Source organism: Rhodopseudomonas palustris HaA2, from assembly GCF_000013365.1.
Classification (GTDB): Bacteria; Pseudomonadota; Alphaproteobacteria; order Rhizobiales; family Xanthobacteraceae; genus Rhodopseudomonas; species Rhodopseudomonas palustris_J.
This window is the reverse complement of the sequence record NC_007778.1, coordinates 1,136,933-1,154,057: the sequence shown is the minus strand read 5'-3', so window position 1 is coordinate 1,154,057 and position 17,125 is coordinate 1,136,933. Positions and strand designations below refer to the sequence as shown.

Sequence of the window (17,125 nt, the reverse complement as noted above, 5' to 3'; positions counted from 1 at the left end):
AGCGACGGTGGAAACGAAGGCCGGGTACTGAAGATTGTGACCATGACGATCACCACAGACACCCGGACCGGGCACGATCGCATCGGCGAGACCGATGCAGCGTCACCACAGCCGACGCCGGCGCGCGACGCCGGGGCCGCGCCGGCGCGGCGCACGCGCGTGGTCGTGATCCAGACCCAGGCGGAGAACGCCGGCGCGCAGGAGATTTCGCGGCTGGTCGGCGCCGGGCTCGCCGCGCGCGGCTACGACGTCCACAATCTGTTCTTCTTCCGGCAGTCGCGCTCGTTCGACGAGCCGGCGCAGACGACGTATTGCGCGGCCCGCCGGCCGGGCGATCCGCTGTCGTTCCTGCGGTTTCTCGGCGCGCTCTACGCGCGCATCCGGACGCTTCGGCCCGACGTGGTGCTGACCTTCCAGCATTACGGCAATGCGATCGGCGGGATCGCCGCGCGGCTGGCGAGCCCGGCGCCGGTGATCGCCAACCAGGTGTCGGCGCGATTGACGATGCCGGCCTGGCTGCGCGGCGTCGATCGGATCATGGGCCAGCTCGGCGTGTTCGAGACCATCACGGTCAACTCGCACGACATGCTGCGCGACTATTCGCGCTATCCCGACGGCTATCGCAGGCGGCTGCAGCACGTGCCGCACGGCTTCGACCAGAAGCACGCGACCATGTCGAAGGCGGACGCGCGCCGGCAATTCGGGCTCAGGCCGGATGCGGTCATTCTCGGCTCCGCCGCGCGGCTGCATCCGCTGAAGCAGCTCGACGCCGCCATCCGCGTGCTGGCGCAGCGGCCGGACTGGCGCCTCGCGCTGGCGGGCCAGGGCCCCGACGAGGCGCGCCTGCGCGAACTCGCCGACGGCCTCGGCGTGTCCGACCGCATCACCTTCATCGGCGAGATCTCGCCCGAGCAGGTCGCGAACTTCCTGGCCTGCCTCGACGTGTTCGTGTTTCCCTCGCTGGCCGAGACCTTCGGCCTCGCCGCGGTCGAGGCCGCCCATGCCGGCGTGCCGGTGGTCGCCAACGATCTGCCGGTGCTGCGCGAAGTGCTGTCGGCGCAAGGCGAACCGGCGGCATTGTTCGTCGATGCGGCGGACCCCGCCGCGATGGCGAACGCGATCGCCCGGGCGCTCGACGACGACGCGCTCCGCGCGCAGCTCCGCCGCGCCGGCGACGGGCTGAAGTCGCGCTACGCGGTCGACGCCATGGTCGACGAGTATGTCCGCATCATCGAGGGCGCAACGCAGCCGGCAGCGCGACGGCAAGGAGCCGGCCGTGATCGTTGAGCTCCGCGTCGACGCGCAGCGCCCGCGCCGATGGCTGCGCCATCTGATCGCGCTGCTCGCCGCCGATCGGCACGAGGTCCAGATCGTCCCGGTGCGGACCGATGCGAGCCGGCCGGCGGGGCTCGAAGCGCTGCTCGAGATCGAACGAATGCTGCTGCGGCGCGGCCGGCCATGCGGCGCGGATGCCGATCCGGCGTTGACGAACGAACCTCGCCGGCCGCCGCAGCGCGCCGACATCGTGATCGATTTCACCGCGATGCCGCGCGATCCGACCTGCGCGGCGCGGCTCTATCTGCGTCCGCTATACGAGGGCGTTGCCGGCGAGGATGCGGCGCTCGCCGCCATTCTCGGCGACGATCTCCCGTTGATCGAGATCCTCGACGAGGTCAGCGGCTCGATCGCCTGGTCCGGCAAGCCTTCGGCGGAGACTGCGGACGGCCTCGGCGGCGCGCTCGACGCCGTGATGGCGCGGACCGCGACCTTGCTGAAAGGCGTGATCGACGCCGGCCCGCGCGCGACCGCGCCGCGCGGCTCGGTTCGACGGCGCAGCCTGCGCACGCCCTCGGCCTATGTGCTGCGCGGCCTCGCGGCGCATCTCGTCCGGAGTATCTACCGGCTGTGCTGCTATTCACCGCACTGGCGGATCGGATGGCGCCACACCGACGATGCCGGCATCTGGAATTCCGCCGACCTCTCCGGTCCGGCATGGCGCGCGGTGCCGAGCCCCGGCCACCGGTTCTACGCCGATCCGTTTCCGATCACCTGGAAGGGCCGCACCTTCGTGTTCGTCGAGGACCTCGACCATCGCGTCGGCAAAGGCACCATCGCGGCGATCGAGTTCGGCGACGACGGACCGATCGGCACGGCGATTCCGGTGCTCGAGGAGCCATGGCACCTGTCCTATCCGTTCCTGATCGTGCACGACGACGAATTGTGGATGATCCCCGAGAGCAGTGCCCGGCACGAGGTGAATGTCTACCGATGCGTGCGGTTTCCGGATCGCTGGGAGCGGCACGCGACGCTGCTGTCGGGCGTCGAACTCGCCGATGCGACGATCGTGCGGCACGACGGCCGGCACTACATGTTCGGCGCCACCCGCGACGGCGCCGGCGGCTATTCGGACACGCTGTCGATCTATCACGCCGACGATCTGTTCGGACGATGGACGCCGCACGCGCAGCGGCCGGCGCTGGTCGATCGCGCCAGCACGCGGCCGGCCGGCCATTTCGTGCAGCGCAACGGCCGGCTGTGGCGACCGGTGCAGGACTGCACCAACGGCTATGGCGGCGCGCTCGGCCTCGCGGAGATCACCGCGCTGTCGCCGACGGATTTCGCGCAGACGGTGCACCACGTCATCAGCCCGGGGCCGCGCTGGCCGGGCCGCAAGCTGCACACGCTCAACCGCTGCGGGCGACTCGAACTGATCGACGGAACCATCATCCAGCCGAAGATCGAGGCGTTGCGGCTGCCCGATCGACTCGGCGCGCCGGTCGACGCGCGCGGCCGCTGAAGCCGCCGACGCATCACCGCCGCGGCATCCACCGCACCGCAAGCCAGCCGGCGATCAGCCCGACCGTTCCGCCCGACAGTTTCACCGCGGCATCGAACAGCCGGCCGTGCCGCGACGGCGCCAGCACCTGCAGGATCTCGAACAGCAACGCCGCGCCGAGCACGATCGCGGCGGCGAACAGGATGTAACGCGGATAGGCCGCGGCGAACAAACCGCCGACCAGCGCGAAGGCGAGAAACCGCTCGATCGACGGCGGCCATCCGGTGGTCGGGCGAAGGCCCAGCGGACTGAGCGTCGCCATCGCGACGAACGCCAGACCCAGCCATGCCGCCACGCGCAACGCGGTCTGGTACCTTGCCGGAAACTCAGTCATGCAGGCCTCGTCCGCAACGGATCGCGTATGGTTAACAATCCGTCAATTCCGTCTCTGCCGAGCGAATTGGAACTGCGGCACAGTCTTAACCTCACACGCAAATATCATTTCGAATTTTCTCGATCGACCTTCAGATAGGATAAGTTGGCGTCGCACGCCAGAGCGCCGACGCCGTATCGCCCGGCGGCACTCCGACGATTGCGCGGGCGACATGTCCGCACCAGTGTCGCAACGACCAGGTTGAGTGAGAGTGAAGTTCAGCGTCGCGATCGGGAAAGTCATTCAGCTCCGCCACGATTCGACGGTCCGTTCGATGGCCGGCGCGTTCGCGTTGCGTGTCGGCATCACGGTGGTCAATCTGGCGCTGGTGACGCTCGCCGCGCGGATGCTGAGCCGGCACGATTTCGGCACTTATTCGATGCTGTTCAGCGCCGCCGGCCTGCTCAGCGTGATCGCGACCTTCGGCCAGCAGATCTTCGTCATGCGCTCGTGGAGCGAATTCGGCGCCGCCGGCGACGAGAGCAGGCTGAAAGGCGCGCTGACCTTCAGCACGCTCGCCTGCCTCGCCGGCGTCACGCTCGTCGGCCTGCCGTTCTATGTCTGGTTCGCGGCGGAGCACGATACGGCGCTGGCGCTGTCGGCCACGCTGTATCTGGTGTCCTACTCGCTGATGCTGACCTCGGCGCATGTCGCGCGCAGCGCCGTCGGCGTCCGCATCGGCGATGGCCTGACCTATCTGCTGGTGGCGGTGTGCCCGATCCTCTATCTGATCGGCTGCTATGCGCTCGGCGCGCCGATCCGGATCCACGTCATCTTCCTGACGATGGCGGGCGCTTCCGCCTTCACGGTGGTGGTGCACATGACGCTGCTGCGGCAGCAGATCCGGATGAAGTTTCCTGCGCTCGGCCGTTCGCGTCCGAGCTTCGATCTCAGGACATGGATCGCGCGCTCGGCCAAGCTGTGGGTGTCCGCAGGGCTGGAAGCCGCCAATCAATACGCCGACGTCGTGATCATCGGCTATCTGACGACGCCGTCGATCGCCGGCGCGTATTTCGTGACGACGCGGATCGCCAATGCGTTCGCGATGGCGACCGGCGCGGTCTACATCTTCTCCACCCGGCACATTCCGCATCTGTACTACAATCAGCAGCACCGGCAGCTCGACAGCCTGCTCGACTCGGTCGCACTGGTGACGCTGACCATCGTCGTCGGCGGCCTGCTGGTGGTGCTGGGCGGCGGACACTGGATCCTGTACGCCTTCAACCCCGACTACGTGTCGTATTACGGCATGCTGGCGCTGCTCACGGCGGGGACGGCTGCGGTCGCGGCCACCGGCCCCTCGGGATCGATCCTGATGCTGACCGGCCACGAGGGCCGCTATCTGGCGATCATCGGCGGTACGGTGTTGATGCGCGCGATCGGCTTCTTCGTGCTGATTCCGATGTTCGGCATTCCCGGCGCCGTGGCGGCGACGACGATCTCGTTCGTCACCATGGCGGTGCTGCTGCGCAGCTCGGCCATCAGCACGACCGGAATCGACGGCTCGGTGCTGCGCCTGCTGACACGGCTGCGGCGCGGGCCGGTGTCGCTGCGCCCGGAATGAGCGGGCGGCGCTCCATATCGGCAGACGAGCAAGCGTGAGACGGCGCTGGTCGCGGTCGATGCGATCGGGCGGCTACTCGGTGCCGCCGATGTCGTGATAGCCGCCGCGCCAATACACCAGCGCCTGCGAGGCGCCGCCGAGCTGCACGGCCTCGACCCGGCCGATCACCAGCGCGTGGCTGTTCCAGTCGATGATGCTGTCGACCGTGCAGTCGATCGCCGCCAGCGCATCGCTCAGCAGCGGCGCCCCGGTCACCAGTTCGATCCAGTCGCCGTCGGCGTAGCGCTCCGCTCCGCGCACGCCGTGGCGGCCGGCGAAGCGGTCGGCGAGGTCGCGATGGCCGGCGGCGAGGATGTTGACGCCGAACGTGCCCCGCTCGCGGATCACCGGCAGCAGCGCGCAGCTGCGATTGATGCAGGCGATCAGCGCCGGCGGCTCGGCCGAGAGCGAACTGACCGACGTCGCGGTGATGCCGTTGCGCTCGTCGTCCTGCCCGCTGGTGACGATGCTGACGCCACCGGCGAGGTGGCGCATCGCCGCCTTGAAGCTGTCGGCGGCGGATTCGCGATGCAGCGCGGCGGGGCGGATGTTCATGAGCGGCCTGCGAGGGAGTCGAGCCAGTTGCGGAACAGCGTGGTGGCCGTGGCCTCGATGGCGTCGGCGACGCCGGCGCGCAGCGCCAATTGCGGCAGCCGGGAAATCAGCGCGGGCTCCGGTTCGGCCTCGGCTTGCGCGCCGAACGCGCCGAGCGCGGCCTCGGTCGCGGCATCGAAATAATCGACCGGAATCTCCGGATAGGATTCGCGCTCGCCGGTGAGGAAACGGCCGATGTCGCGCAGATACTCGCGCTGCAGCGAGCCGATGTCGTATTCGGGGTGGCCCTGGAAGAACACGAAGCGGCTGCGCCCGCGGCGCATGAAGACGTCGACGCCGGCGTCGCGCGCCTGCGTCAGCACCTCGTAGCCGCTCGCGGCCAGCCGGTCCGCCGGCAGGTCGTTCAGCCGCGAATGCGGCACCTGCATCTGAGCCGGCAGGTCGATCAGCAGCGGATCGTCCTGCAATCGCTCGCCGGCATAGATGCCGGAACATTTCTTCGGCAGGCGTTCCCGCTCGATGCCGTCGAGATGCAGCACTGCCGCATGCGCGGCGAGGCACGACCAGATCGTCGAAGTGGTGTTGGCCTCGGCCCAGTCGACCAGCGCGCGCATCTCGTCCCAATACGGCTCCTCGCGCAACGTGGCGGCGCGCGGTTCGGCCCCGGTCACGATCAGCCCGTCGAGCCTGATGGTGCGCAGCTCGGAGATGCCGGCATAGAGGCTGTCGATGCGATGACGCGCCGCCGGCGAACGCTGCACCGAGGGCAGCGCGAAGCAATGCAGCCGCACCGGGCGATCGCCGGCGCCGGCCTCGAGCAGGCGCGCGAACTGCCGCTCGGTGGCCCGCAGCGCGGCGTCGCCCATGTTGTTGACGAGCCCGATCTCGATCGCCGCGTCGCGCCCGGCGGCGTCGCGGCGTCTGCGCCCGTCACGCCGGCCGCTCGGGACCAGCATCGGGCTGTCGATCGGATCGGCGTTGTCGAACAGCAGGGACATGCCGGCGCGCCGCTTTATTCCGCCGCGATCAGTTGCGTGCGCCGGCCACCGGCCTGCGCCAGCGCCTGATCGAGATCTTCGATGATGTCGGCGATGTGTTCGATGCCGATCGACAGCCGGATCGTCTCCGGCAGCACGCCGGCGGTGCGCTGCTGCTCGGCGGACATCTGCCGATGCGTGGTCGAGGCCGGATGGCAGGCGAGCGATTTGGCGTCGCCGATATTGACCAGCCGGGTGATCAGCCGCAGCGAATCGTAGAAATTCTTGCCGGCCTCGAGGCCGCCCTTGATGCCGAAGGTGAACAGCGACGACGCCCGGCCGCCGAGATATTTCTGCACCAGCTCGTAATACGGACTGTCCGGGAAGCCGGTGTAGTTCACCCAGGCGACGCGCGGATCGTCGCGCAGGAACTCCGCCACCTTGCGGGCGTTCTCGACGTGGCGTTCCATCCGCAGCGCGACGGTCTCGATGCCCTGCAGCAGCAGGAACGCATTGAACGGCGACAGCACCGACCCCATGGTGCGCTGATAGATGCTGCGGGCGCGCTCGATATAGGCCGTCGGGCCGAACCGCTCGGCATAGACCATGCCGTGATAGGAATGATCGGGCTGGTTGAACGCCGGAAAGCGCTGCGGCTGCGCCGCCCAGTCGAACCGGCCGCTGTCGACGATCGCGCCGCCCAGCGTCGTGCCGTGGCCGCCGAGGAACTTGGTCAGCGAATGCACCACGATGTCGGCGCCGTGGTCGAACGGCTTCATCAGGATCGGCGTCGCCACCGTGTTGTCGACGATCAGCGGCACGCCGTGCCGATGCGCCACCTCGGCGATGCGCTCGATATCGCAGACATTGCCGGCGGGATTGCCGATGGTCTCGCAGAACACCGCGCGGGTATCGGCATCGATGAGCTTCTCGATCGCCGCGGCACTGTCGTTCTCGGCGAAGCGGCCGTGGATGCCCTGGCGCGGCAGGATGTGGGAGAGCAGCGTGTGCGTGGTGCCGTAGAGCTGCGGCACCGAGACGATGTTGCCGCCGTGATCGGCGACGTTGACGAAGGCGTAGTGCAGCGCCGCCTGGCCGCTGGCGACCGCGAGCGCGCCGACGCCACCCTCGAGCTCGGCGACGCGCTTCTCCAGCACAGCGCTGGTCGGATTGGCGATCCGCGAATAGCGATAGCCTTCGGTCTCGAGATTGAACAATGCGGCGCCGTGGTCGGCGCTGTCGAAGGCGTAGGATGCGGTCTGGTAGATCGGGACCGCGACCGCCTTGGTGGTCGGATCGGGATCGTAGCCGGCGTGAATGGCGATCGTCTCGTTGCGCATCGGTCACCTCCGCATCGCCGAGGCTGCGATCGACGCGCAGTCCGCAGGCGTCTTCCTAGCTAGAGCGGAGATCTTTAATCGACAACAAATTTCGAAAATGACGACAAACTAACCCTAATTTCGGATGATAAATCGATTACAATTTGAATCGAATTGCGCGCGTCCGATTTCGTTTACCTTGCGAACGCATTGTTGTCGCAACGGCGATCGATCTTCGATCGCATTCGGCTAAGTTGTATCGATAATTCTCGCAATGTTGTCGGACCGGCATTGATGAACATCCAACCACGATCCGTGACGGCGGACGCGACGCAGGCCCCGCCTGCGCGGGGGGCTGCGACCACTGCCCCGTCCGTCACCAAATCTCCTGTCACCAAGCCTCCTTCCGTCACCAAGAGCTGGCTGCGGGCGATCGAGATCACCTCGCGGATCGAGACCGAACCGCGCCGGCTGCTGGCCTCCGTGATCGACGAATGGGCCGCCGCCGCGCCGCAGCGGGACGCGATCGTGTCGGATCGCGAATCCTTCAGCTACGCGGCGCTGGCCGATCGCATCGACCGCTACGCGCGCTGGGCGCTGACGAACGGGATCGGGATCGGCGACGTGGTGTGTGTGCTGATGCCGAACCGGCCGGACTATCTGGCGGCGTGGCTCGGCATCACCAAGGTCGGCGGCGTCGCGGCGCTGATCAACACCCAGCTCGTCGGCGCCTCGCTGGCGCATTGCATCGAGGTCGCGCAGCCGAAACACGTCATCGTCGCCGACGAACTGGCGGAGGCCTTCGCGAGCGCCCGCCCACATCTCGCGCAGGCCCCACGCGTATGGACGCATGGCGGCGCTGGCGCCGATTCGATCGACCAGGCGCTAGCCGCGCTCGACGCCGGCCCGCTGGCGCCGCACGAACGGCGCGAGGTCTCGATCGAGCATCTGGCGCTGCTGATCTACACCTCCGGCACCACCGGGCTGCCGAAGGCCGCGCGAGTCACGCATCGCCGGGTGATGAGCTGGGCCGGCTGGTTCGCCGGCCTCACCGACGCCGGGCCCGGCGACCGGATGTACAATTGCCTGCCGATCTATCACAGCGTCGGCGGCGTGGTGGCGCCCGGCAGCCTGTTGATGGCCGGCGGCTCGGTGGTGATCGCCGAAAAGTTTTCCGCGAGCCGGTTCTGGGACGACATCGCCCGCTGGGATTGCACGCTGTTTCAATATATCGGCGAGCTCTGCCGCTATCTGCTGCAGGCGCCGCCGCGCGCGCGCGACACGCAGCACCGGCTGCGGCTGGCTTGCGGCAACGGGCTGCGCGGCGACGTCTGGGAGGCGTTCCAGGCGCGCTTCGCGATTCCGCGCATCCTCGAATTCTACGCCTCGACCGAAGGCAATTTCTCGCTCTACAATGTCGAGGGCAGGCCCGGCGCGATCGGCCGCGTGCCGTCGTTCCTGGCGCATCGCTTTCCGGCCGCGATCGTGAAGTTCGACCTCGACAGCGGCCTTCCGCTGCGCGGCGACGACGGGCTGTGCGTCCGCTGCGCGCGCAACGAGCCCGGCGAGGCGATCGGCCGGATCGGCGACGCCGCCGATCGCGGCGGCCGGTTCGAGGGCTACACCAGCGATGCCGCGAGCGACACCAAGGTGCTGCGCGACGTGTTCGCCAGGGGCGACGCCTGGTATCGCACCGGCGACCTGATGCGGCTCGACGATCAGGGCTTCTTCCATTTCGTCGACCGCATCGGCGACACCTTCCGCTGGAAGGGCGAGAACGTCGCGGCGAGCGAAGTCGCCGAGGCGATCGCCGCCTGCCCAGGCGTGACCGACGTCAGCGTCTATGGCGTCAGCGTGCCGCAGCACGACGGCCGCGCCGGCATGGCCGCGCTGGTGGTCGACGCGCGGTTCGATATCGACGCGCTGCATCGCCATCTGGCCGATCGGCTGCCGTCCTACGCGCGCCCGCTGTTCCTGCGGCTGCGCCCGGCGCTGGAAATCACCGGCACGTTCAAGCAGAACAAGCAGGATCTGATCCGCGACGGATTCGATCCCGGCGTGGTGAGCGATCCGCTCTATGTCGGCGGGGCCCAGGCCGCGCGCTACGTCGCGCTCGACGAGGACCTGCACCGCCGCATCGCCGCAGGCGAGCTGCGGCTGTGAGGCCGGCGCCGCACGATCAGCAAGGTTGCATAGATTTCAGTCGCGGCCCGGCCGCGCGAAGCGATGGATCAGAACGATGACTCCGGCCCCCGCACCGATCAGCTTCTCCAAGACCTGGACGTTCTTCGAGGGCGACTGGCACGACGGCAATGTGCCGATCATGGGGCCGCGCACCCATGCGGCCTGGCTCGGCTCGATGGTGTTCGACGGCGCCCGCGCCTTCGAAGGCGTGACGCCCGATCTCGACCGACACATCGCGCGGGTCAATTGGTCGGCGACCAACTTCAAGCTCAAGGCGATGATCGACGAAGCGACCTGGCACGGCCTGGTGCAGGACGGGCTGAAGCGGTTCGCCGCCGACGCCGAACTCTACATCCGGCCGATGTATTGGGCGCAGACCGGCGCCGGCGGCGGCGTGCTGTTCGATCCGGAGACGACCAACTGGTGCCTGTGCATCTATGAGGCGCCGATGCCGAAGCCGACCGGGCTGTCGATCACGCTGTCGCCGTTCCGCAAGCCGAGCGCCGATTGCGCCGTGGTCGACGCCAAGGCCGGCTGCCTCTATCCGAACAATTCGCGCGCGATGATCGAGGCGCAGAGCCGCGGGTTCGGCAACTGCCTGATGCGCGACATGCTCGGCAACATCGCCGAGCTCGGCAATTCCAACATCTTCATGGCCAAGGACGGCGTGGTCTATACGCCGGCGCCGAACGGCACCTTCCTCAACGGCGTGACGCGGCAGCGCGTGATCGAGCTGCTGCGCGGCGACGGCGTCACCGTGGTCGAATCGACGCTGACCTATCGCGATTTCGAGACCGCGGACGAGATCTTCGCCTCGGGCAATTTCGCCAAGGTGCAGCCGATCGTCCGGATCGACGACCGCGCGCTGCAGCCGGGGCCGTTATTCGCCAAAGCGCGCAAGCTGTATTGGGAGTTCGCGCACGGCTGAGCTCGGCAAGCGTCATTCACGCGCGCTGGAAGCGTCATCCTGAGGTGCGAGCGTAGCGAGCCTCGAAGGATGCGGCGACGGAGTGTGCGGCTCGTCCTTCGAGGCCCGCCGCGCCGCGCAGGGCGCGGCACGTCGTGCACCTCAGGATGACGCTGCGGCCGGCGGCGAGCAGCCCATCAAAGCCGATCGGTCCTACGCCTTTTCCAGCGCCGCCGCGCGGATGCCGGACAGCGTCGCGCCGGGGAGGATCGCGTCGGGGTCGATCTTCAGATGGATGATCGACGGCAGGCCGGAGGCGCGCGCCGCGGTGAACGCCGCCGGGAAGTCGGCCGTCTTCTCGACATTGGCGCCGAAGCCGCCGAAGGCGCGCGCATAGGCGGCGAAATCCGGATTGTGCAGCTCGGTGGCGGCGACGCGTCCCGGAAACTCGCGCTCCTGATGCATCCGGATGGTGCCGTACATGCCGTTGTCGCAGACCACCACGACGATCGGCAGCCGATACTGCACGGCGATGGCGAATTCCTGACCGCTCATCAGGAAATCGCCGTCGCCATTGACCGACAGCACCAACCGCTCCGGATGCAGCCGCTGCATCGCGATCGCGGCCGGCATGCCGTAGCCCATCGAGGCCGAGGTCGGCGCGATGTGGGTCATGTAGTGACGGAAACGATAGAACCGGTGAATCCACGACGCGTAGTTGCCGGCGCCGTTGCACAGGATGGTGTCGGCCGGCACGTTGTCGCGCAGCCAAATCATCACCTCGCCGAGATTGACGTCGCCGGGCTGCGGCGTCGCGGTCTCGGTCCAGGCGAGATAGTCGGCATGCGCCGCGTCGGCGGCGTCCCGCCACTCCGGTCGCGCGACGATGTCGCGTTTCGCCAGCGCCGCGACGAAGCGCGCCGGCGAGGCGTGGATCGCGAGTTGCGGACGATACACCCGGCCGAGTTCCTCGGCGCCGGGATGGATGTGCACCAGCTTGGTCTGCGGCGCGGGACTGTCGAGCAGGGTGTAGCCCTGCGACGGAATTTCGCCCAGCCGTCCGCCGATCAGCACCACGAGATCGGCTGCCTTGGCGCGCGCCACCAGCTTCGGATTGGGTCCGAGGCCGAGATCACCCGCATAGCGCGGATGCATCACGTCGAACAGCGTGCCGCGGCGATAGCTGGTCGCGACCGGCAGCCCGGTGCGAGTCGCGATCTGTTCGATCTGCTCGCGCGCCTTCAGGCTCCAGCGGCTGCCGCCGAGCACGATCAGCGGTCGCTCGGCGCCGGCGAGCAGCGCCGCGAGTTCGTCCATCTCCTCGTCGCCGGGCGAGGTTTCGACCGGTCTGAACGCCGGGGCATGGCCGACGGTGACGCGTTCGCTCAGCACGTCCTTCGGCAGCGCGATCACCACCGGCCCCGGCCGGCCGCTGGTCGCGGTGTAGAACGCGCGCGACACCAGCTCGGTGACGCGATCGGCATCGTCGATCTCGGTGGTCCATTTCGTCATGCTGCCGAACACGGCGCGATAGTCGAGCTCCTGAAACGCCTCGCGCTCCTTGACCGCGCGTTCGACCTGGCCGACGAACAGGATCATCGGCGTCGAGTCCTGCCGCGCGACGTGAATGCCCGCCGACGCATTGGTCGCCCCCGGCCCGCGGGTGACGAAACAGACGCCGGGCTGGCCGGTCGCCTTGCCGATCGCCTCCGCCATCATCGCCGCGCCGCCCTCATGGCGGCAGACGGTGATGGTGATGTCGCGATCGCGCAGCGCGTCCAGCACCGGCAGGAAGCTCTCTCCCGGCACGCAGAACACGTGCTTGACGCCGTTGATCGCCAGTTGATCGACCAGCGCCTCGGCGGCGGTGCGGCTCTCGAGCATGTGATGCATGGCGTTTCCCTGAATGATCTTTCGCGTTGGCCGGGTGTCCGTCACGGCCCGTAGAGCACGAGTTCGGTTTCGGTGAGGTCGGCGAGCCGCGGCGGGTTCGGACCCTTGAAGTATTTGCGGCCGCGCGTCTCGGTATAGATGCCGGCCAGTCCCGCGATCGGTCCGTTGGCGTCGACCACCACCAGCGGCCGGCCGCGCAGGATCAGAAAGCGGCCGAGCGCGCGCGCGCAGCGGACGAAATCGGCGATCTCCCGGCAATACACCAGTTGCATCGCCGGCATCGGAAACCGGCCGCTCTTCATCCGCTTCGGCAGCATGATGAACGGGATCGCCTCGCCGCCGATCCGGCAGACCAGCGACAGGCAGCCGTAATCGGCGTGGCTGCGCAGCCGGTCGAGATCGGCCGGCGGCAGCCCTGCGACGGCGGCCGTGGAGCCGGTGACCACTTCGACCGTCGCGCCGCTCTCCGCCCGCGACAGCAGCGGCACCGCGAACAACATGCCGCTGCAATAGCGGCGAAAGCCCTGCGCCTCGATGATCGGCCAGGTGTTAGCGGCCGGCGAAATGTTGATGTAGGTGACGTGCTTGTGCTTCTGCGCCATCGACGTCAGCAACGTCGCGTAGTTGCGGAACTCGGGCTCGACGTACCAGCTCGACACGTTGCAGCGGATGTCCGACGCACAGGCTTCGGTCCGCTGCGTGTAGAGCAGCAGCAGCACGCCGACCGGCAAGCCCGCGCTTTCCAGCAAGTAACCATAGCGCGGGCAGCCCGCCGGGATTTCGCGCTCGCGCTGACGATGCAGCCCCCGCGTCCAGTAATCGCGCGTGCGGCCGGCGAAGCCGCGCGTCAGCAGCTCCGAAACGGCTTCGATATCGGTCTCGACGATCTCGCGGCAGCGAACCTTGCGGGCATCCATCGCTGTTTACCAATCAACCGGATTTGACAACTACGCGCGTAGATTCAATTCATCTTTGCGCCTTATGGTGTTTGTCTCACGGATCGATCAGGAAGGCGAAAAATCAATGTCTGTACGGTTAACGATTGTGACGACGATGCAGGAGATCGCCGCGGAGCAGAATCGCAAGCTGCCGGCGCTCACCGACGACCTGGTACTCCATCAGTCCGGCTTCGATTCGCTGTGCTTCGCCATCCTGGTGGCGCGGCTGGAAGACAGCCTCGGCGTCGATCCGTTCACCGCCGCCGACGACGCGGTCTTTCCGGTGACGCTGGGCGATTTCATCGAGGCGTACGAGAATGTCCCCGCGTGAACTCGTTGCGCTGCGCAACTATCTCGCAGCCGGCCTGAGCGACCGCACGCTCTCGGACGCCAGCGACAGCGTCGCGATGGCGGAGGTCGCGCGCGGCACCGCGCTCGGCGGACGGCTGCCCGAATTGGCGGGCCGCTGCGTGCTGCTGTCGCTGGCGACGCAGCTGATCAGCGGCATCGCGATGATCGAGATCGACGGCGTCGCGCGCCGGATGCTGCTGTGCCCGCCCGATTTCGACATGAAATACGCGCCCGACCTGATCGCCGACGCGCAGATCGACGCCGTCGTCACCGACGATCCGGCGCGCTGGCAAAGCTTGGGCATCGAACTGATCGTCACCGCCGGCCTGCCGCTGCGGCCGGCCAAGCCGATCGAACTCACGCACGCCACCCAATGGTTGATGCTGACCTCCGGCACCACCGGCGCGCCGAAGATCGTGGCGCATACGCTGGCGGCGCTGACCGGCGCGATCGTCGCCGATGGGACCGCACCGGGCGCGCCGCCGACCTGGGCGACGTTCTACGACATCCGCCGCTATGGCGGGCTGCAGATCTTCCTCCGCGCCGTGCTCGGCGGCGGCTCGATGGTGCTGTCCTCGCCCGGCGAAGCGCTCGTCGATCATCTGGCGCGGCTCGCCGCGCGCGGCGTCACGCATATTTCCGGCACGCCGTCGCATTGGCGCAAGGCGCTGATGAGCGCCGCGCTGGCGTCGTTCAGTCCGGACTACGTCCGACTGTCCGGCGAGATCGCCGATCAGGCGGTGCTCGACAGCCTGCGCCGCGCCTTCCCGAGCGCCTCGATCGGCCACGCTTACGCCTCCACCGAGGCCGGCGTCGGCTTCGCCGTCAATGACGGCCGCGAAGGTTTCCCCGCGTCGATGATCGGCGCCGGCCCCAATGGCGTCGACATGCAGGTGATCGACGGCTCGCTGCGGATCCGCTCCGGACGCACCGCGCACACTTATGTCGGGCGCAGCGCGCCGGCGCTGACCGACGCCGACGGCTTCGTCGACACCGGCGATATGGTCGAACTGCGCGACGATCGTTACTACTTCGTCGGCCGGCGCGACGGCGTCATCAATGTCGGCGGCCTCAAGGTGCATCCCGAAGAGGTCGAAGCCGTGATCAACCGCCATCCCGCGGTGCGGATGTCGCGGATTCGCGCGCGGCGCAGCCCGATCACCGGCGCGCTGGTGGTCGCCGACGTGATGCTGGCGAGCGTCTCCGATTCCGGCCGCACCGGCGAGATCCGGGAGGCGATCCTCGCCGATTGCAAGGCGTCGCTGCCGCCCCACAAGGTCCCGGCGATGGTGAACTTCGTCCAGCAGCTCGACGTCACCGCCTCCGGCAAGCTGGCCCGCCATGCGTAAGGTGGTGGTCACCGGCGGCAGCCGCGGCATCGGGCTGGCGATCGCGCAGCGGCTCGCCGCCGCCGGCTACGGCGTCATCGCCGTGGCGCGGCGCGAGAGCGAGGAGCTGACGGCGGCGATCGTCGCGGCCGAAGCCGGCCCGGGCGCGATCCATTTCAAAGCGTTCGATCTCGGCGAGATCGACGCCATTCCGGAATTCGTCAAGAGCCTGCGGCAGGAGTTCGGCTCGATCTACGGGCTGATCAACAACGCCGGCATCGGCACCGAAGGCGTGCTGGCGACGATGCACAACAGCCAGATCGAGGCGCTGATCCGCATCAACGTCACCTCGCCGATCGTGCTGACCAAATACATCGTCCGGCAGATGATGGCCGACGGCGGCGGCCGCATCGTCAACATGTCGTCGATCATCGGTTCGACCGGCTACAACGGCCTGTCGGTCTACGGCGCCACCAAGGCGGCGGCCCTCGGCTTTACCCGCTCGCTGGCGCGCGAGGTCGGGCGGCTCGGCATCACCGTGAACGCGATCGCGCCGGGCTTCATCGACACCGAACTGACCAAGGGCCTCGCCGGCGACGGCCGCGACAAGATCGCGGGCCGCAGCGCGCTGCGGCGACTGCCGGAGGTCGACGACGTCGCCCGCATGGTCGAGTATCTGCTCGGCGACGGCGGCCGCAACATCACCGGCGCGGTGCAGACCATCGATGCGGGGAACACGGCGTAGCGTGCTGGTGCGCTGAGGCCTCCGTGCCGCTCAACAGCGCGCCCCCTCTCCCGCCTGCGGGAGAGGGTTGGGGTGAGGGCGCCCCAGGCAGTGAGTCCCGCGATCGCGGAGAGGAGTGCCCTCACCCGGATCGCTGACGCGATCCGACCTCTCCCGCAAGCGGGAGAGGTGGCTAATCCAGCGCCAGCATCTCCCGCACGCGCGCCGGCCAGGCGGCGGTGTCGATGCCGTGGGTGTGAAACAGCGCCACCGCGAGGCGGTCCATGCCGAAGGCGACGCAGCCGGTGTGCGCCGGCTGGCCGGCGACATCCTCGATGCCCCAGGTGACGCCGAAATGTTCGCGGTGATAGTTGAAGCTCATGCAGGCGGTCGGCTGCTCTTCCGAGCGCAGCGGCACCAGCAGTTCGAATTTCAGCGCCTGCTGCTGCTGGCTGATCGCCTTCATCTGGCCGACGCGGCCGAAGAACGGATCCGACGCGGTGTCGACCCGGAAGGCGAGGCCGAGATCGCGGGCGATCGCCTGCGCCTTGCCCATCCAGCGCTCGCGGAAATCGGCGACGTCCTGCGACGTGCCGATGCAGACATATTCGCGCATCCGGAACGATTGCAGCCGGTCGAGATGTTTCGACGGCTCGCGGCGGAAGCAATCGGCGGCGACGTCGAAGCGCAGCCCGCCGGCCGGCAACGGACCGCGGCTCGCGGCGAGCGGATAGACCGGATAGCAGGCCGCCGGCGACAGCACCAGATCGGCCGGCGACAGCGAACTCGTCCAGTCGCCGCCGGCGTCGAACCGGCTCACCGCCGCATTGATCTCCTGCTCGGTGCCGTGCAGGCCGCAGACGCAGCCGAGCAGATTCGGGAAGCTCTTCAGATAGCCGGATTTCTCCAGCTGGGCGCGGCTCATCACCGGCGGAAACCGCATCACTTCGGTGCCGGCCTCGCGATGCCGCGAGATCAGCGCCGCGAGTTTCTCGACCACGCCCTCGTACAGCGCGGTGCGGGCATAGACGCCGTCGGCGCCCATGCGATGAAACAGCTGCTCGGCGAGATGATCGAGCGCATCGACCGGCTGCGCGTGGGCTTCGGACGGAACCTTGCGGATCGCGACGTTCATGA

At 68.3% G+C, this 17,125-nt stretch carries 15 protein-coding genes; 8 read left to right on the top strand and 7 right to left on the bottom strand.

Features of this window, described 5'->3' with window-relative positions:
* Positions 1-42: 42 nt before the first annotated feature.
* Together RPB_RS05100 and RPB_RS05095 are read left to right on the top strand one after the other, a co-directional pair.
* Positions 43-1,287 carry a glycosyltransferase family 4 protein gene (locus RPB_RS05100; RefSeq protein WP_049824653.1) on the top strand — a complete coding sequence of 415 codons (1,245 nt, stop codon included), beginning with the start codon at positions 43-45 and terminating at the stop codon, positions 1,285-1,287.
* Positions 1,277-2,797, top strand: a complete 1,521-nt coding sequence (locus RPB_RS05095; protein WP_011439905.1) for a glucosamine inositolphosphorylceramide transferase family protein — start codon at positions 1,277-1,279, stop codon at positions 2,795-2,797. The genes RPB_RS05100 and RPB_RS05095 overlap by 11 nt, the downstream gene beginning before the upstream one ends.
* 13 nt (positions 2,798-2,810) lie before the next feature.
* Here RPB_RS05095 and RPB_RS05090 read toward each other — a convergent pair whose 3' ends face one another.
* Positions 2,811-3,170: a hypothetical protein gene (locus RPB_RS05090; RefSeq protein ID WP_011439904.1), complete on the bottom strand. Its 360-nt coding sequence runs from the start codon at positions 3,168-3,170 to the stop codon at positions 2,811-2,813.
* A 250-nt stretch (positions 3,171-3,420) separates the two neighbouring features.
* On the opposite strand from RPB_RS05090, the gene RPB_RS05085 reads away from it, so the two are divergent.
* Positions 3,421-4,773 carry a lipopolysaccharide biosynthesis protein gene (locus RPB_RS05085; RefSeq protein WP_011439903.1) on the top strand — a complete coding sequence of 451 codons (1,353 nt, stop codon included), beginning with the start codon at positions 3,421-3,423 and terminating at the stop codon, positions 4,771-4,773.
* Between the two features lie 72 nt (positions 4,774-4,845).
* Here the strand turns inward: RPB_RS05085 and RPB_RS05080 are convergent, their stop codons facing one another.
* From RPB_RS05080 to RPB_RS05070, 3 genes are read right to left on the bottom strand one after another with little or no spacing between them, the layout of a single operon-like run.
* A complete protein-coding gene (locus tag RPB_RS05080) occupies positions 4,846-5,367 on the bottom strand; it encodes a flavin reductase family protein (protein ID WP_011439902.1) in 522 nt (173 codons plus the stop codon).
* Complete coding sequence (gene metA, locus RPB_RS05075) at positions 5,364-6,365, bottom strand: homoserine O-succinyltransferase MetA (RefSeq protein WP_011439901.1); 1,002 nt, start codon at positions 6,363-6,365, stop codon at positions 5,364-5,366. The genes RPB_RS05080 and metA overlap by 4 nt, the downstream gene beginning before the upstream one ends.
* A 14-nt stretch (positions 6,366-6,379) precedes the next feature.
* Positions 6,380-7,684, bottom strand: coding sequence for an O-acetylhomoserine aminocarboxypropyltransferase/cysteine synthase family protein (locus tag RPB_RS05070; RefSeq protein WP_011439900.1), 1,305 nt, complete (start codon positions 7,682-7,684; stop codon positions 6,380-6,382).
* A gap of 273 nt (positions 7,685-7,957) precedes the next feature.
* Between RPB_RS05070 and RPB_RS05065 the strand changes: the two genes are divergently transcribed.
* Together RPB_RS05065 and RPB_RS05060 are read left to right on the top strand one after the other, a co-directional pair.
* Positions 7,958-9,826, top strand: a complete 1,869-nt coding sequence (locus tag RPB_RS05065; RefSeq protein ID WP_011439899.1) for a long-chain-acyl-CoA synthetase — start codon at positions 7,958-7,960, stop codon at positions 9,824-9,826.
* A 76-nt stretch (positions 9,827-9,902) separates the two neighbouring features.
* Positions 9,903-10,775 (top strand): branched-chain amino acid aminotransferase, encoded by an 873-nt coding sequence (locus tag RPB_RS05060; RefSeq protein WP_011439898.1) that lies wholly within the window; start codon positions 9,903-9,905, stop codon positions 10,773-10,775.
* A 192-nt stretch (positions 10,776-10,967) separates the two neighbouring features.
* On the opposite strand, the gene RPB_RS05055 is transcribed toward RPB_RS05060, so the two are convergent.
* Together RPB_RS05055 and RPB_RS05050 are read right to left on the bottom strand one after the other, a co-directional pair.
* Positions 10,968-12,647, bottom strand: coding sequence for a thiamine pyrophosphate-binding protein (locus RPB_RS05055; protein WP_011439897.1), 1,680 nt, complete (start codon positions 12,645-12,647; stop codon positions 10,968-10,970).
* Between the two features lie 41 nt (positions 12,648-12,688).
* Entirely contained in the window at positions 12,689-13,564 is an 876-nt protein-coding gene (locus RPB_RS05050) for a hypothetical protein (protein ID WP_011439896.1), read from the bottom strand.
* Between the two features lie 106 nt (positions 13,565-13,670).
* Here RPB_RS05050 and RPB_RS05045 point away from each other — a divergent pair, with 106 nt between their 5' ends.
* Genes RPB_RS05045 through RPB_RS05035 form a run of 3 tightly spaced genes read left to right on the top strand, consistent with a single transcriptional unit; the run spans position 13,671 to position 16,009 of the window.
* Positions 13,671-13,916 carry an acyl carrier protein gene (locus RPB_RS05045; RefSeq protein WP_041798563.1) on the top strand — a complete coding sequence of 82 codons (246 nt, stop codon included), beginning with the start codon at positions 13,671-13,673 and terminating at the stop codon, positions 13,914-13,916.
* On the top strand, positions 13,903-15,285 hold the full coding sequence (locus RPB_RS05040) for a class I adenylate-forming enzyme family protein (protein ID WP_011439894.1): 1,383 nt from the start codon (positions 13,903-13,905) through the stop codon (positions 15,283-15,285). The genes RPB_RS05045 and RPB_RS05040 overlap by 14 nt, the downstream gene beginning before the upstream one ends.
* On the top strand, positions 15,278-16,009 hold the full coding sequence (locus tag RPB_RS05035) for an SDR family NAD(P)-dependent oxidoreductase (protein ID WP_011439893.1): 732 nt from the start codon (positions 15,278-15,280) through the stop codon (positions 16,007-16,009). The genes RPB_RS05040 and RPB_RS05035 overlap by 8 nt, the downstream gene beginning before the upstream one ends.
* A gap of 172 nt (positions 16,010-16,181) precedes the next feature.
* Here RPB_RS05035 and RPB_RS05030 read toward each other — a convergent pair whose 3' ends face one another.
* Entirely contained in the window at positions 16,182-17,123 is a 942-nt protein-coding gene (locus RPB_RS05030) for an amino acid--[acyl-carrier-protein] ligase (RefSeq protein ID WP_011439892.1), read from the bottom strand.
* Positions 17,124-17,125: the final 2 nt, after the last annotated feature.